Genomic DNA, 13,703 nt, shown 5'->3' on the forward strand with positions numbered 1-13,703 from the left:
TGGGCGCTCAGGGTTCGGCCGGTGCATTGGTGCGCTTGCCATAGCGGTTGGGTCCGGGCTGGCCCGGAAACAAGCAAAGCACGACGAAGGCGACGATCGAGACGACCGGCACGAACAGGATCAACGCCGCGATGCCGGGCTTGTCGAGGTCGTGCAGCCGCTTCACCGCCAGTGCGATGTTTGACCACAGCGAGGCGATGAAGGCGATGAAGAAGACGAACGACCACATGTTGCTCTCGGGCGAGCCTTCCGGCACCAGCGTGAAACGATAGAGCGGGAAGGCCTGGATGATGGCCACGAGCAGCCCACCAAGAAAATAGGCCGCGCGGCTGACGCGGCCCGATGTCTTGAAGAAAAGCCAAGTAAGGTTGGATCTGTCAGGCAAGCGGGTCCCGTCCATATTGATTGACACCCTGGGCGCCTTCGAGAACGCCGAGACCGATCAGCGTCCACCAGCCCGACTTGTCGCGGTCGTGCCAGCGTTTTCCATAGAGAGCAATCGCGAAATAGATCGACGCCAGCGCGACGAGCATGCCGATGATGCCGATCCTGCCGCCGCCTGCGGTCGTGAAGCGCGTGCCGAGAATCGCATCGAGAATGAAGGCAACAATACCGATGACGATGAATATATCGATGCCGGCCCAGAACTTGGCGTGATCGATGCGGCCGTCGAAGCTCGTCAGCAGACATCTCCAGTCCATGCCACCCTCCATGTTGAACCGGCGCGACCGATCGTCGCGCCGGCGGAAGGTGCGCCCGCTTTCCAAAAAGATCAATCGCGCAGCAATTCGTTGATCGAGGTCTTGGACCGGGTCCTGGCATCGACCCGCTTGACGATGACCGCGCAATAGAGGCTTGGACCCGGCTCATTGTTCGGAAACGGCTTGCCCGGCAGCGAACCGGCTACGACGACGGAATTCGGCGGCACTTCGCCGTAGAAAATCTCGCCGGTGGCGCGGTCGACGATCTTGGTCGACTGGCCAATGAAGACGCCCATGCCGAGCACCGAGCCCTCGCGCACGATGCAGCCTTCGACCACTTCCGAGCGCGCGCCGATGAAGCAATTGTCCTCGATGATGGTGGGACCGGCCTGCATCGGCTCCAGCACGCCGCCGATGCCGACGCCGCCCGACAGGTGCACATTCTTGCCGATCTGGGCGCAGGAGCCCACCGAAGCCCAGGTATCGACCATGGTGCCCGAATCGACATAGGCGCCGACATTGACGAAGGACGGCATCAGCACGGCGCCCGGCGCGACATAGGCCGAGCGGCGCACGATCGACGACGGCACGGCGCGGAAACCGGCCTTCTCGAAATCGACGGCGCTCCAGCCGTCGAACTTCGACGGCACCTTGTCCCACCACACGGCCTGGCCGGGACCGCCCTTGATGATCTCCATCGGGTTCAGCCGGAAGGACAAAAGGACGGCTTTCTTCAGCCATTGGTTGACATGCCACTGGCCATCGGCCTGGCGCTCGGCAACGCGGGCGGTGCCGCGGTCGAGCAGATCGAGCGCCGACTGGATGGCGTCGCGTGTCTCGCCTCTGGTCGCCGTCGAAATCGCGTCACGTTCCTCGAAGGCCTTGTCGATGGTCTTTTCGAGGCTCGCCAGATCCGGCTTCGACATGAATTCGCTCCATTACCAGGCTGTTAAGGGGCTGAGCCTTAACCTGTTTTGAAAATCGCGCGGACCCTATGTGAAGGCAGAGTAGGGGTCAATCGCGACTGCGCCATGGGACGGCGCAAGTGAATGAAATGGACGGACCTGACATCATGACACCCATGGAAAAGGCGGGCTGGACGCCGCTGCCGCATTCGGACGAGGATCTGGAGCGGGCCAGGAGCGTGCCGGACACGCCGCAGACGCGCGCCGAGACCTACCGCCTGGCGTGGAACGATCCCGACTTCATGACGCGGCGCGAACTGCGCGCGGTCAGGCTGCAGCTCGAACTCCTGAAGCCGGAGATGATCCTGGCCGAGCGCGGTATCCGCTCGACCGTGGTCCTGTTCGGGGGCGCGCGGCTGCCTGAACCCGGCGGCGAGGCCTGGGCGGCCAAAAACGAGACGCAGAAGAAGAACCTCGAGGAAAACAGCAAATATTACGAGGAGGCGCGCAAATTCGCCCGCCTCTGCTCGCAGCAATCGGCCAGTTCATACTACCGCGAATATGTCGTGGTGACCGGCGGCGGGCCCGGCGTGATGGAAGCGGGCAATCGCGGCGCCGACGATGTCGGCGCGCCCTCTATCGGCCTTAACATCGTTCTGCCGCACGAGCAGGCGCCCAATGCCTATGTGACGCCGGAACTCTGTTTCAACTTCCACTATTTCGCCATCCGCAAGATGCATTTCGTCATGCGCGCGAAGGCCGTCGCGGTGTTTCCCGGCGGCTTCGGCACGATGGACGAATTCTTCGAGACGCTGACGCTGATCCAGACCGGGCGCATGGAGCGCGTGCCGGTGATCCTGTTCGGCAAATCCTTCTGGAAACGGGCGATCGATCTCGACTTCCTCGCCGAGCAAGGCACGATCAGTCCCGGCGACCAGGACATCATCGATTTCGTCGACACCGCCGACGAGGCCTGGGGCATCGTCAGCCGGTTCTATAAGTTAGGGGAGTAAGGGAGTAGGGCAGTAAGGCAGTATATCTAGAATCAAGGGCTGAGAGCGCCCCTCATCTTCCTACTGCCCTACTGCCCTACTGCCCTACTGCCCTACTGCCCTACTGCCTTATCCCCACGACTATCTCCGTCAGAAACCCGGCCAAATCGTCGGTGACGAAGTCGACATCATCTTCCTGCGCCGGATCGCGCTCCCAGATTTCGGAGAATGTCGGCTCGAAATTGCGCGGCACCACCAGGACCGTCGTCATGCCCAGTGACTTCGGCACGGACAGGTTGCGCGCGAGATCCTCGAACATCACCGCATTATGGCCGGTGACGGCGTGAAGTTCGGCGAATTTCTCGTAGGTCTGGCGCGCAGGCTTGGGGTTGAGCCCGGCGGCGACGATATCGAAGATGTCGTCGAAATGATCAAGGATGCCAAGCTGGCGCGCAGTGCGCTCGGCATGCCTGCGGTCGCCGTTGGTGAAGATGAACTTGCGGCCGGGAAGCTGGCGAATGGCGGTGCCGAGGACGGGATCCGGCACCAGCCAGGAATAGTCGATGTCGTGGACCTTCTCGAGGAAATCGTCGGGGTCTATGCCATGGCGCGTCATCAGCCCGTTCAGTGTCGTGCCATATTCCCGATAAAGTTCCTTTTGCAGCTTGCGCGCGTCCTCGCGCGGCAGCGACAGCAGTTCCCCGACATAGGCGGTCATCTTGACGTCGATCTGCGAGAACAGATTCGAATGATGCGGATAGAGCGTGTTGTCCAGGTCGAACACCCAGTCGGTGACATGGGCGAAGCGAGCGGGGTCGGGGTGTGTAGCCATGCGCCCCTTATGGCACGAAACGGACGATCTTGAAGGGGCTTTATCCACAACTTCTACGCGCCGAAAGTGGCAGAACAGTCTCACCGTTCAAATTTTAGGCATCCTGGAAAGGTGGCCTTCAGGGCTTGCTGGCACAGAGGCGGTCCAGTGGGAGCCAGCGATGAGCAGTATAATTCTGAAGTCCGCCACCATTGCTTTCGTCTCCGTCGCGGTTTCGCTCCTTCTGACCCTGATCATCGTCCCCGCCATGGGATTCCCGGTCAACCGCATGATCTGGCTGACCTCGACATTGTGTCCGCTGGTTCTTGCATGGGCGGCCTGCGCAAGCACGTTCTGGCACAGCGACAGGCTGAAGTCGGCGCATCGCGACCTTGCCCGCACGCACGCCCAGCTTGCCGCAGCGCATCGCCGGCTGGCGGAAAAGGCCAGCCGCGACGACATGACGGGCATGCTCAACCGGGAAAGCTTCTTTGCCGTGCTCAACGGCTCCCGGCACAAGCCCGATCGCGGCGCCTTGCTGATCATCGATGCCGACCATTTCAAGATGATCAATGACAGCTTCGGCCATCTGACCGGCGACGACGCGCTGCTCCTGATCGCCAGCGCGATCAAGCGCGGGGTGCGCGACGGCGACGTCCTCGGCCGCATCGGCGGCGAGGAGTTCGGCGCATTGCTGGTCGGAGCCACGGAACGGGAAGCCAAGCGCGTCGCCGAGCACATCCGCCGCGAAGTCGAGCTGATCCGCTTCCGGCCCGTGGACGAGCGGACCATTCCGCTGACCGTCAGCATCGGCGGAACCCTCTGCGACGAAAGCGCCAGCGTGTCGGAGCTGATGCGGGCCGCCGACCGGCGCCTCTACCAGGCCAAACATCGGGGACGCAACCTGGTGATCCTCGACACCGACATCTCCGAGGCGGCCTGAACGGGCTGATCCAGCATATCGGCTTGTTAAGGAGTCTCTAACCCTGTTTGCACTCGGCTGCGCATTGTTCCGGCTTGCAACCAGTTTTGGCACGCTTCTGGCTTCGATGATGAAGCATGTGCCGTTCAGGGAACATGCCTGGATGTTCAGAGAACATGCCTGGATAGAGACCCCGTCGAGAGACCTGTCATGAGTTTCCTTATCAAGAAGATATCGCGCCGAATGATCATGCAGACGCTGATCGCGGTGCCTGCCCTGTCGCTGTTCCGCAAATTGCCCGATGCGGGTTCTTCCGAAGCCGCCCCCGATGAGATCGTCGAGGTCAATGGCTGGATCCTGAAGCGGAGCGACCTGGCATGATCTTCGACAGTTATGAGGCGTTTCGCGCCGCGAATTTCACGCCTAGGGTCTGCGTTCTCGGCTCCGGCCCGGCCGGCACCACGATCGCCAGAAAGCTCGGTGCCGCCGGCATACCGGTCGTGGTGCTGGAGGCCGGCGGCAGGGAGTTCAGCGACACCTCGCAGGATTTCTACCGCGGCACCACGGTCGGCGATTTCTATTTCGATCTCGATATCACCCGGCTGCGGTTCATGGGCGGCAGCTCGAACCACTGGGCCGGCTGGTGCCGCGTGCTCGACAAACAGGATTTCGAGCCGAAGGCGTGGGTGCCGGACACGGGCTGGCCGATCCGGCGCAGCGACATCGAACCGTATCTGGGCGAAGTGCGCGACATCCTGGAACTGCCGGATTTCCGGCCGGACGCGCCGATCTCGGACGACATCCGCTGGGTGCAGCTGATCAAGAGCGGTGCGGTGCGCTTCGCTGAAAAATACGCCGACGAGCTCGACAAGAGCAGGAACATCGCTGTCGTGCTCAACACTTGTGCCACCGAGCTTGCCGGCGACGGCAGACGCGTGACGGGCGCCAGGCTGTGGTCGCAGGGGCAGGATGCCGGCTTCTTCAGCGCCGATTATTTTATCGTCAGTACCGGGGGGCTGGAGAATTCGCGGCTGCTTTTATGGTCGAACCAGCGCTCCAATGGCGGCGTCGTGCCGAACGCGACGGCACTTGGCCGCTACTGGATGGAACACCCGACCTTCCAGGGCGGCAACGCCATCCTGGCCGACTATGGCGCATTCGAGGTCGATGCGGTGAACGAGGCCTTCTTCTCGCCGATGCCGGCCGCGATGGAGCGGCTGCGGATCATGAATTTCGGCATCAGGCTGATCGAGACGCCCTATCCCGGCGTCAAGGACCTGATCGCGGATCTCGCCTGTACGGCGCCCAACATGGCGGAGTGGCTATCGGGCAGGCTCAACCAGAACCTGCGCTGCGCGGCCCAGCTCTATGTCGCCTGGGAGCAGGCGCCGCTGGCCTCGAACCGGGTCGAGCTGTCGAAGACCGTGGTCGACCACGCCGGCGTGCCGCGCATCGAGCTGCACTGGAAGAAATCGGACCTGGAACGCCGCACGCTGCTCGAAGGGCTGAGGCTTTTCGGGACGACGCTAGCCCAGAAGAATCTGGGCCGGGTGCGTATAGCCGACTGGATTTCGAACGGCGGCGACTACCCGACGGACGAGGAGACGGCCGGCCACCACCACATGGGAGGCACGCGCATGGGCACCGATGTCGCCACGAGCGTCGTGGATGCCAATTGCAAGGTGCACGGCATGGACAATCTCTATGTCGGCGGCTCCTCGGTGTTCTGCACCTCGGGCCAATGCAACCCGACGACGACGATCACGGCGTTGGCCTGCCGGCTCGGCGAGCATCTCGGCAAGGTGGTCGCCGCCTGAGGGTTCCGCAGTCCCCACTAAATCATCTCATCCCGGCAAAGCCGCGTCACATAATGGCGCGGCCGCCGGAGCGGCTTAAAAGCCGTGGAGATGCGCACCGGCACGGCGGCGACGCAGCTTTCCTGGAATTGTCCTACGCCCGCCGCTCCGACCGGCCAAAACGCCGTTCGAGATAGGCCTGGCCGAACTCCAGCGTGATCGACAGGATCCAGTAGATCATCGAGGCGGTGATCAGCATCTCGATATGGCGGAACTCCGTCTGGCCCATGGTGCGGGCGAGATACATGATCTCCCAGACGCCGACGACCGACACGAGGGACGAGTCCTTCAGCATGGCGATGAACTGGTTGCCGGTCGGCGGGATGATGACGCGCATGGCCTGCGGCAGGATGACCAGCGCCATGGTCTGGCCGGGGCTCAGTCCAAGCGCAGTGGCGCCTTCGCTCTGTCCGCGCGGAATGCTTTCGATGCCGGCGCGGAAGATCTCGGTCATGTAGGCGCCATAACACAGCGACAACGCCAGAATGCCGGCCGGCACCGCGCCGATCACGTAACCGACCTGCGGCAGGCCGAGATAGATGATGTAGATCTGCATCAGCAAAGGAAGGCCGCGGAACAACGAGGTGTAGAAAGTGGCCAGCCCGTACACAATGCCGTTTCCGGTCAGTTTGGCGATCGCGCCGACAAGTGCGATGGCTGTCGCGATCAGGATCGAGATCGCCGAAATGTAGAGCGTGGTGGTGACGCCCTGGGTGATCAGGAAGCCGATCTTCCTGGCGATGAAGGCAAGCGACAGGTCGAAGGAATAGAAGAACAGCATCAGGAGCACGAACAGTTCGATCCAGACGCCGACGATCTGCTGCCGTCGGGGCAAAAGCAGCAGCAGCTTGCAATTCACCAGCACAACGAGCGCGATCAGCACCGCGGAAAGCGCGCGCGACAGGGCAGGGTTGGCCTGCAGCCAGCCGGATGCAACTGGAATCACCGAGCCGATCCAGCTTGACTTGATGCCCATCGCGTAAAGGCCGGCGGCCAACAGCGCCAGCACGAGCGCCGCCGCTGCGCGGCGGGTGATCCCCGGATAGAAGAGCATCAGCCTGCCGATCATGCCGTCACCTTGTCTTTCGTGGCGGCATGACGTTCTCGCCACCAGTCCTGCGCCTGCAATTTCCAGTAGGTGAGCTGCGCGGCCGCCAGGCCGGCGGCGCCGCCGGCCCAGCTCAATCCGAATGGCGCGAACTGCCGGTACCGGTCCGAAACGCCCAGAATGCCTTCCGCAACGACTTTTCCGGCGATGGCCGTGGTGTTGAGACCATGGCCGCCGAAAGCCGTGCAATACCAGACGCCCGGCTGCAATTCGCCGATCTGGGGCATCAGGTGACGGGCATAGGACATCAATCCGGACCAGGCCAGTTCGGTCTTGAGGTCCGCAAGCTGCGGATAGGTACCGATCATCTCGCGGCGCAACTCGCGCGCCAGCGCGTAGGCGGAAGCGGCGCGCGTGGTGATGCGCCCGCCCCACAAAAGGCGATTGCCGCCATCGACCAGCCGATAGTAGTCGCCGGCCCGCCGGTTGTCGCCGACCGCGTCCGTGGTCGCAACGGCTTGCGCGATCAGGCGCGGCGCCGGCTCGGAAACCATCACATAGGTCGCGATGGGCAGGAAGGCGCGGTGGAGCTGGGTGAATACCGGGCCGGTGTAGCCGCCGGTAGCCAGCACGACGCGAGTTGCCCGAAGCGTGCCCTCTCGCGTGCGCAGCATCTTTTGCGGCCCCGACAGATCACATTGCACGACTTCGGAGCTCTCATGGATGCTGCCGCCAAGCCGCTCGATCTCATCGGCCACGGAACGCAGATAATTAAGCGGATGGATGTGAAAGGCTTTCGGGTCGCGCAGGCCCTGATAGTAGCGAGCCGATTTAAGCACCGAACGGACGTCTTCTCTGCGCAGATATTGAAGCTCGTATCCGTGGTCGCGCGCCGTCTGGTCGGCATAGGCCTTGAGCGCGTCGCCATCGTCGTAGCGCAGGACGCTGACCAGCCCCTCGCGCGGCATGGCGGCCGATATGTCGAGAGCCTCGATGGTATGACGCACGAACTCGACGCCCTCGATCGACAGCCGGTGCAGTTGCCGCGCGGCCTCCTTGCCGACGCGTGCGGCAATGGTGTCGCCGCCGGTGGCGAAGCCAGGCGTGACGAAGCCGCCATTGCGGCCGGAGGCGCCGAAACCGACGACCTGGGCCTCCAGCACGGCGACGCGCAGCCCGGAACGCGACAGCTGCAGCGCCGTGGTCAGGCCGGCCAGTCCCCCGCCGACGACGGCCACGTCACAGTGCGCCTCGCCGCGGAGCGGGGGCCTGATCTTCCGGTCGATCATGGTGCGGGCGTAATAGGTGTCCGGATAGGCCATCGGCGACTTTCAACTGCATCCCGCTCAGAGTCAGGAAAAGCGCGTAGCGCTTTTCCCTGGAGAATTGCGCAAGAACAAAGGTTAGAGAGGGGTGGCGATTGTTTCAAACGCTGCACCGCTCCGGCATCTGACGCGTGATGCCCGCCGGTCGCCGAGCGGCGGCCGGCGGGCAATCCAACGTCATTTGGCGCTGTAGTCCTTGCCGTACCATTTCGTGGTCAGCGCGGCGAGCGTGCCGTCCTTCTTCAGCTCGGCGATGATGCCCGAAACCTTTGCGGTCCACTCGGGATCGTTCTTCTCGGCAATGACGACGAGCGGTTCCCGGAAGGCATATTCCCCTTCGAGGATCTTCACGGGATAGCCGTTCTTGATGGCGTTCTGCGCCGTCTGCTCCGGAGCGATCACGGCATTCAGGCGAACGCCGTCGCCAAGCCGCAGGTCATCGAAGGGAAGCATGGAATCGGCGAAGGTGCGGATCTCGCCGGGCTCCAGCTTGTATTCGACGGGAGGCAGGCCGGGCGCGTCGATCTCAAGCTTGCGGCGGATGAAATCCTCCGAGGTGGTGGCCGTCTCGACGCCGATCACCTTGCCGTTGAGATCGGCGACCGACTTCGCGGTGCTGTCCTTGTGCACGACGTAGACATAGGGACTGTAGTAATAGATGCCGACAAAATCGATCACCTTGGAACGGGCCTTGGTCGGCGTGACCGAGCCGACGCCGAGGTCGTAGCGCCCTTGCCAGCGGCCGCCGGTCAGGGTCGCCCAGTCGGGCGTCTCGAACGAGACCTCGACCCCCAGCCGTTTGCCGATCTCGCGCGAGACATCGATGTCGAAGCCGGCGAGCTCGTTGCTGTCATTGAGAAAGCTTTGCGGCGGCCAGGCGGCGTTGGTGGCGACGACCATCGCCTTCTTCGACGTGACGCGATCCAAAGTTTCTCCGGCCATGGCCGCCGTCGTGATCGCGAATGTCGCGACGGCAAGAATGGCGAAATCGAGCAGTTTCTTCAAAGTTATCCTCCCTTATGGATGCAGCTGAAATGACGGTACCTGCGTCGGGCACCAGTGGTTGTTTCGATCGGCCTCGTCCGCGACGTCTCCGCGGCGTACCGTGGCGTTCGGCTTGCGGATGCAAGTCCAACGCGGCTCGGTGTCGATTTGCGTCCATCGCAGCCGAAGCTGTTCCCCCTCATGGACTGGCGTTTGTGACAGTTGACACTCAGGTCGCGAAAAGCAGGGTTCCACCCGGCGAAATGCCGGATAATGGCAGCCATGCAGTCATTACGTGCCGTGAGGCGGCAAAATGCCGGATATTTGCGCCTTGCGCAGCCTGCACCGGCGGTTCCTGAGGATTGTCGCGGCGGTGGTTCAGCCGATAGGATCGCGCCGAGCGATTGGACGGGTTCCAGGGCGGATCGAAGGAGAGGATTGATTGTGGAATTGACCGAAAAAGATCGCCAGCTGCTCGCGCTGATGCAGAAGAACGCGCGTGAGCCGGTCGCATCACTGGCGCGTCAGCTCGGCGTATCCCGGACTGCCTTGCAGGAGCGCATACAAAAGCTCGAGGCGGGCGGGGTCATCGAAGGCTACGCGGTGCGGCTGACCAAGGAGGCGGCGCAGAATTCCGTCCACTGTTTCACCTTCGCCGCCCTGAACAACAAGAGCTACCCGGACGTCTCCAGGAAGATCAAGGCGATGCCTTCGATCCAGGCGGTCTATGCCATAGCCGGCGAGTGGGACCTGATCATCCATGTCGCGGCCGAGACGCTCGAGAAGCTGAACCGGGAAGTGAATGCGCTGAATGAAATCAGCGGCATCGTCAAAACCGCATCGCATGTGGTGATGGAGACGAAGTTCAATCGCAACATCTATGCCGCACTGTAGGAAGGGCGAGGTTTCGCTCGCCCCTGCCCATCCAAATCCGGCTACACAGTCGCCGGGTCGAGTGCGGGCTCGCCCATGCGGCGAGCGACGATCGCCGCGAAATCGGCGGTCTGGAATGTGTCGCGCAGCGCGTCGAAGGACGGCAGCACGAAATAGACGCGCTGGAACTTGTCGATTTCGTAGCCCGTGCGCATCACCGTTTCCAGGTCGAAAGGCGCATGGTGCGCATCCTTGCTTTCGACCGCGAACTGCAACTCCGTGAAGGATGACATCAGGCCGGCGCCGAAGGCCTTCAGCGGCTGACCACTCTCCTGCATGAGGCCGTATTCGGCCGTGTACCAGTAGAGCCGGCTGATCATTTCGTCGCCGCCCAGCGCGATGATGTCGCCGGCCTTCTGGCCATACATCTGCATGAAGTCGGCGAAGACCGGCTGCGACAGCACAGGCACATGTCCGAAGAAATCATGGAACATGTCGGGTTCGACGATGTAGTCGAGCTCCTGCTGCGTCCGCAGCCAGTTGGTGACGGGGAAACGGCGGCTGGCGAGATGGTCGAAGAAGGGCGCGGCCGGGATGAGCCCTGGCACGGCGACGATCTCCCAGCCAGTCAGCTTACGCAACTTGGCACTGACTTCGTCGAAGTCCGGGATGCGGTCGAGCAGGCCGAGCTTGTCGACGCCGTCGAGATAGGAATGGTGGGCGAGCTTGCGCGTCAGTTTCGTCTGGCGGTCGCACAGTGTGCGCCAGACCGCCTGTTCCTCGGCGCTGTAGTCATAGCCTTGCGCCACGGTGAAATCGGCACGGCAGACCGAGTAGTCGCCGCGCAACCCTTGAGCCGCGCAGTCGCGGGCATATTCGGCAACGCTCATTGTCGTCATGGTTTTCTCCTCGCCAATCTTGAATTCCGGATGTGCCCGAAGTTAACCGGACTTGCGGAGGCAAATCGGTTTCGGTGATGGCCGGAATGAGGATTTTTGGATAACATCCACTCGGAATATGCCATAGCGGAGTGAAAATGCCTCAATTCGACGATTTCGAGATCAAGATGCTCGATATCCTCCAGCGCGACGGACGCAAGCCGGTCTCCGAACTGGCGCAGGAGATCGGCCTGTCGACGACACCTTGCGCGCGGCGCTTCGAGGCGCTGCAGGAGGCCGGCATCATCAAGGGCTTTGCCGCCGTGCTCAGCCGCCGTGCCGTCGGCCTGACGGTCGAGGTGTTCATCCAGGTGCGGCTGGTCAGCCACAGCGACGGTTCGCCCGAGAGCTTCATCGCCGCGGTCCAGCGCATGGACGAGGTATCATCCTGCTGGACGATGACCGGCGACCACGACTTCCTGCTGCATGTCATGGTGCCGTCGGTCGACGAACTCAACGCCTTCGTCATGCACCGGCTGATGCGGCTCGACGGTGTGCGCGACGTCCACACGCAGCTCGTGCTGCAGAACATCAAGGGACCCGGCCACGTGCCGCTCGGACATCTGCGGCGGTGATGGCGCCGGCCAGCATGGGCGGATCACCCATGAAGCGGTCCCGCCATGAAGCTCGTTCTCCATGCGCTGGTATACGGAGATGGACGGCGGCTCTGGTCCGCGAGTCTGGGGATTTCTGACGCGCGATGGCCGGATGAAAGATGGCCGATTTCCGGAGCGCGCCACAGACGCGGAAGAGCAATCGGTGGTGTTCGAACGGACGGCATGGAAACCTGCCGTGCTCGCGGCCATGCATTCGCACCGCGCCTGACTTTTTCACGCTGGCCGTTATCAGGCTGCGCGCTACTTCCTGGAAGCAGAGGTGTCCGGCAGGAGGAAGAGATGCAGCTTGTCACCCATAAAAAGACGAAAGAGGGCCGGCTGATGCCTTGGGGAAAAGGCACCGTCGTCAGCGGCGCCAGGGGCTATGTCTTTCTCGCCGGCAATACGGGCACGGCCGAAAATTACGACCCGTCGACGGGCAAAGGTGGCGCTGTCGGGGACGCGGCGACGCAATGGCGCTCCATTTTGACGACCATCAAATCGGACCTGGAGGAGCTTGGCAGCTCGCTCGAGCATCTCGTCAAGATCACCCAATATGTCAAAGGACCGTTTCCGGACGGCGGCGTTCTGAGTTCCCCCAATTTCCGGCTAGACGTCATGGACGAATTCTTTGCCGCGCACTGCCCGAAACACTGCAGCTACAACAATCCGCCGCCCTCGGAGGTAATCGGGGTTGCCGCACTTGCGCATCCCGATCTCGTCATCGAGATCGTGGCGATCGCCGCTCTGCCGGACTAGCGCCGGGCGCGGCAGCCCACAAATATCAGGGCACGATCAGCGTGCCGGCGCCGTGCTCGGTGAACAGTTCAAGCAGCACCGAATGCGGCGTCTTGCCGTTGAGGATGACGACGCCTTCGACGCCGCGCTCGATCGCCTCGATGCAGGTCTCGACCTTCGGGATCATGCCGCCCGACACCGTGCCGTCCTTGATCAGCGCCTTGGCCTCGGCGACCGTCAGCTCGTCGATCAGCTTCTTGTCCTTGTCGAGCACGCCCGGCACATCGGTGAGGAACAGAAGACGCGAGGCCTTGCAGGCGCCGGCGATGGCGCCGGCGAAGGTATCGGCATTGATGTTGTAGGTGTGACCATCGCGGCCGGGCGCCACAGGTGCCAGCACCGGGATCATCTCGGAGCGCGCCAGAAGGTCGAGCAGCGTGCGGTCGACCTCGACCGGCTCGCCGACGAAGCCGAGATCGAGCACGCGCTCGATGTTGGAGTCCGGGTCGATCATGGTCTTGCGCGCCTTTTCGGCGAACACCATGTTGCCGTCCTTGCCGCACAGGCCGATCGCCCATTCGCCCTCGGCGTTGATGAGTGCGACGATCTCCTTGTTGATAGAGCCCGCCAGCACCATCTCGACGATCTCGACCGTCTTCTGGTCGGTGACGCGCAGGCCGCCCTCGAATTTGGATTCAATGCCCATCTTGTTGAGCATGGCGCCGATCTGCGGCCCGCCGCCATGGACGACGATCGGGTTGACGCCGGACTGTTTCAACAGCGCGATGTCGCGCGCGAAGGCTTTGCCGAGTTCGCTGTCGCCCATGGCGTGGCCGCCATATTTCACCACCACCGTCTTGTTCTCGTAGCGCTGCATGTAGGGCAGCGCCCGCGACAGCAGGGCGGCCTGCATTTCGGCGGTGGCGGCGATGTCCGTCATCGGCGTGGTTCCCTGGCTTTTGATTTCATGCCTGTCGTTGCCCCAAAACCGCTGCGCATTTTTGGCGACATGCA

General features: G+C 62.7%; 17 protein-coding genes. 8 read left to right on the forward strand and 9 right to left on the reverse strand.

Going from position 1 to position 13,703, the window contains the following annotated elements; all coding sequences use genetic code 11:
* Positions 1–7: 7 nt before the first annotated feature.
* The 3 genes from FJ973_RS01000 to dapD all read right to left on the reverse strand — a co-directional run bounded on the left by FJ973_RS01000 (position 8) and on the right by dapD (position 1,627).
* The gene (locus FJ973_RS01000) at positions 8–385 is read right to left on the reverse strand and encodes a DUF805 domain-containing protein (RefSeq protein ID WP_224556389.1); all 378 of its coding nucleotides are present in this window, start codon (positions 383–385) and stop codon (positions 8–10) included.
* The gene (locus FJ973_RS01005) at positions 378–701 is read right to left on the reverse strand and encodes a DUF805 domain-containing protein (protein WP_140491449.1); all 324 of its coding nucleotides are present in this window, start codon (positions 699–701) and stop codon (positions 378–380) included. The genes FJ973_RS01000 and FJ973_RS01005 overlap by 8 nt, the downstream gene beginning before the upstream one ends.
* A 71-nt stretch (positions 702–772) precedes the next feature.
* Entirely contained in the window at positions 773–1,627 is an 855-nt protein-coding gene (gene dapD / locus FJ973_RS01010; protein ID WP_140491451.1) for a 2,3,4,5-tetrahydropyridine-2,6-dicarboxylate N-succinyltransferase, read from the reverse strand.
* Positions 1,628–1,773: 146 nt separating this feature from the next.
* On the opposite strand from dapD, the gene FJ973_RS01015 reads away from it, so the two are divergent.
* A complete protein-coding gene (locus FJ973_RS01015) occupies positions 1,774–2,619 on the forward strand; it encodes an LOG family protein (protein WP_140491453.1) in 846 nt (281 codons plus the stop codon).
* A 100-nt stretch (positions 2,620–2,719) separates the two neighbouring features.
* Here FJ973_RS01015 and FJ973_RS01020 read toward each other — a convergent pair whose 3' ends face one another.
* On the reverse strand, positions 2,720–3,430 hold the full coding sequence (locus FJ973_RS01020) for a pyrimidine 5'-nucleotidase (RefSeq protein WP_140491455.1): 711 nt from the start codon (positions 3,428–3,430) through the stop codon (positions 2,720–2,722).
* A 160-nt stretch (positions 3,431–3,590) separates the two neighbouring features.
* Between FJ973_RS01020 and FJ973_RS01025 the strand changes: the two genes are divergently transcribed.
* The 3 genes from FJ973_RS01025 to FJ973_RS01030 all read left to right on the forward strand — a co-directional run bounded on the left by FJ973_RS01025 (position 3,591) and on the right by FJ973_RS01030 (position 6,148).
* Complete coding sequence (locus FJ973_RS01025) at positions 3,591–4,352, forward strand: GGDEF domain-containing protein (protein WP_140491457.1); 762 nt, start codon at positions 3,591–3,593, stop codon at positions 4,350–4,352.
* Between the two features lie 189 nt (positions 4,353–4,541).
* Positions 4,542–4,712, forward strand: a complete 171-nt coding sequence (locus FJ973_RS30720; RefSeq protein WP_181165184.1) for a hypothetical protein — start codon at positions 4,542–4,544, stop codon at positions 4,710–4,712.
* Entirely contained in the window at positions 4,709–6,148 is a 1,440-nt protein-coding gene (locus FJ973_RS01030) for a GMC family oxidoreductase (RefSeq protein WP_140514312.1), read from the forward strand. Before FJ973_RS30720 ends, FJ973_RS01030 begins: the two co-directional genes overlap by 4 nt.
* A gap of 133 nt (positions 6,149–6,281) precedes the next feature.
* Here FJ973_RS01030 and FJ973_RS01035 read toward each other — a convergent pair whose 3' ends face one another.
* From FJ973_RS01035 to FJ973_RS01045, 3 genes are all read right to left on the reverse strand, one after another.
* A complete protein-coding gene (locus FJ973_RS01035) occupies positions 6,282–7,256 on the reverse strand; it encodes an amino acid ABC transporter permease (RefSeq protein WP_140514310.1) in 975 nt (324 codons plus the stop codon).
* Positions 7,253–8,557, reverse strand: a complete 1,305-nt coding sequence (locus FJ973_RS01040) for an FAD-binding oxidoreductase (protein WP_140514308.1) — start codon at positions 8,555–8,557, stop codon at positions 7,253–7,255. Before FJ973_RS01040 ends, FJ973_RS01035 begins: the two co-directional genes overlap by 4 nt.
* A gap of 180 nt (positions 8,558–8,737) precedes the next feature.
* A complete protein-coding gene (locus tag FJ973_RS01045) occupies positions 8,738–9,502 on the reverse strand; it encodes a transporter substrate-binding domain-containing protein (protein ID WP_224519058.1) in 765 nt (254 codons plus the stop codon).
* A gap of 315 nt (positions 9,503–9,817) precedes the next feature.
* On the opposite strand from FJ973_RS01045, the gene FJ973_RS01050 reads away from it, so the two are divergent.
* A complete protein-coding gene (locus tag FJ973_RS01050) occupies positions 9,818–10,438 on the forward strand; it encodes an Lrp/AsnC family transcriptional regulator (RefSeq protein WP_224680500.1) in 621 nt (206 codons plus the stop codon).
* 41 nt (positions 10,439–10,479) lie between these two features.
* Here the strand turns inward: FJ973_RS01050 and phhA are convergent, their stop codons facing one another.
* Positions 10,480–11,316 (reverse strand): phenylalanine 4-monooxygenase, encoded by an 837-nt coding sequence (gene phhA, locus FJ973_RS01055; protein WP_140514307.1) that lies wholly within the window; start codon positions 11,314–11,316, stop codon positions 10,480–10,482.
* A gap of 137 nt (positions 11,317–11,453) precedes the next feature.
* Here phhA and FJ973_RS01060 point away from each other — a divergent pair, with 137 nt between their 5' ends.
* The 3 genes from FJ973_RS01060 to FJ973_RS01070 all read left to right on the forward strand — a co-directional run bounded on the left by FJ973_RS01060 (position 11,454) and on the right by FJ973_RS01070 (position 12,710).
* Positions 11,454–11,930 carry an Lrp/AsnC family transcriptional regulator gene (locus FJ973_RS01060; protein WP_140491470.1) on the forward strand — a complete coding sequence of 159 codons (477 nt, stop codon included), beginning with the start codon at positions 11,454–11,456 and terminating at the stop codon, positions 11,928–11,930.
* Between the two features lie 61 nt (positions 11,931–11,991).
* Positions 11,992–12,180 (forward strand): hypothetical protein, encoded by a 189-nt coding sequence (locus tag FJ973_RS31130; protein ID WP_140554634.1) that lies wholly within the window; start codon positions 11,992–11,994, stop codon positions 12,178–12,180.
* A gap of 71 nt (positions 12,181–12,251) precedes the next feature.
* Positions 12,252–12,710 carry a RidA family protein gene (locus tag FJ973_RS01070; protein WP_140554635.1) on the forward strand — a complete coding sequence of 153 codons (459 nt, stop codon included), beginning with the start codon at positions 12,252–12,254 and terminating at the stop codon, positions 12,708–12,710.
* 25 nt (positions 12,711–12,735) lie between these two features.
* Here the strand turns inward: FJ973_RS01070 and argB are convergent, their stop codons facing one another.
* The gene (gene argB, locus FJ973_RS01075; protein WP_140491474.1) at positions 12,736–13,629 is read right to left on the reverse strand and encodes an acetylglutamate kinase; all 894 of its coding nucleotides are present in this window, start codon (positions 13,627–13,629) and stop codon (positions 12,736–12,738) included.
* Positions 13,630–13,703: the final 74 nt, after the last annotated feature.

The organism is Mesorhizobium sp. B2-1-3 (genome assembly GCF_006442495.1).
Lineage (GTDB): Bacteria > Pseudomonadota > Alphaproteobacteria > Rhizobiales > Rhizobiaceae > Mesorhizobium.

Bases quoted from the DNA above. Each gene is read 5' to 3' on its own strand.
- FJ973_RS01030 (WP_140514312.1), top strand. From the start codon at position 4,709: ATGATCTTCGACAGTTATGAGGCGTTTCGCGCCGCGAATTTCACGCCT.
- FJ973_RS01005 (WP_140491449.1), bottom strand. From the start codon at position 701: ATGGACTGGAGATGTCTGCTGACGAGCTTCGACGGCCGCATCGATCAC.
- FJ973_RS01040 (WP_140514308.1), bottom strand. From the start codon at position 8,557: ATGGCCTATCCGGACACCTATTACGCCCGCACCATGATCGACCGGAAG.
- phhA (WP_140514307.1), bottom strand. From the start codon at position 11,316: ATGACGACAATGAGCGTTGCCGAATATGCCCGCGACTGCGCGGCTCAA.
- FJ973_RS31130 (WP_140554634.1), top strand. From the start codon at position 11,992: ATGCGCTGGTATACGGAGATGGACGGCGGCTCTGGTCCGCGAGTCTGG.
- FJ973_RS30720 (WP_181165184.1), top strand. From the start codon at position 4,542: ATGAGTTTCCTTATCAAGAAGATATCGCGCCGAATGATCATGCAGACG.
- FJ973_RS01035 (WP_140514310.1), bottom strand. From the start codon at position 7,256: ATGATCGGCAGGCTGATGCTCTTCTATCCGGGGATCACCCGCCGCGCA.
- FJ973_RS01070 (WP_140554635.1), top strand. From the start codon at position 12,252: ATGCAGCTTGTCACCCATAAAAAGACGAAAGAGGGCCGGCTGATGCCT.
- FJ973_RS01015 (WP_140491453.1), top strand. From the start codon at position 1,774: ATGACACCCATGGAAAAGGCGGGCTGGACGCCGCTGCCGCATTCGGAC.
- FJ973_RS01025 (WP_140491457.1), top strand. From the start codon at position 3,591: ATGAGCAGTATAATTCTGAAGTCCGCCACCATTGCTTTCGTCTCCGTC.
- argB (WP_140491474.1), bottom strand. From the start codon at position 13,629: ATGACGGACATCGCCGCCACCGCCGAAATGCAGGCCGCCCTGCTGTCG.
- FJ973_RS01060 (WP_140491470.1), top strand. From the start codon at position 11,454: ATGCCTCAATTCGACGATTTCGAGATCAAGATGCTCGATATCCTCCAG.
- FJ973_RS01050 (WP_224680500.1), top strand. From the start codon at position 9,818: ATGGCAGCCATGCAGTCATTACGTGCCGTGAGGCGGCAAAATGCCGGA.
- FJ973_RS01020 (WP_140491455.1), bottom strand. From the start codon at position 3,430: ATGGCTACACACCCCGACCCCGCTCGCTTCGCCCATGTCACCGACTGG.
- FJ973_RS01045 (WP_224519058.1), bottom strand. From the start codon at position 9,502: ATGGCCGGAGAAACTTTGGATCGCGTCACGTCGAAGAAGGCGATGGTC.
- dapD (WP_140491451.1), bottom strand. From the start codon at position 1,627: ATGTCGAAGCCGGATCTGGCGAGCCTCGAAAAGACCATCGACAAGGCC.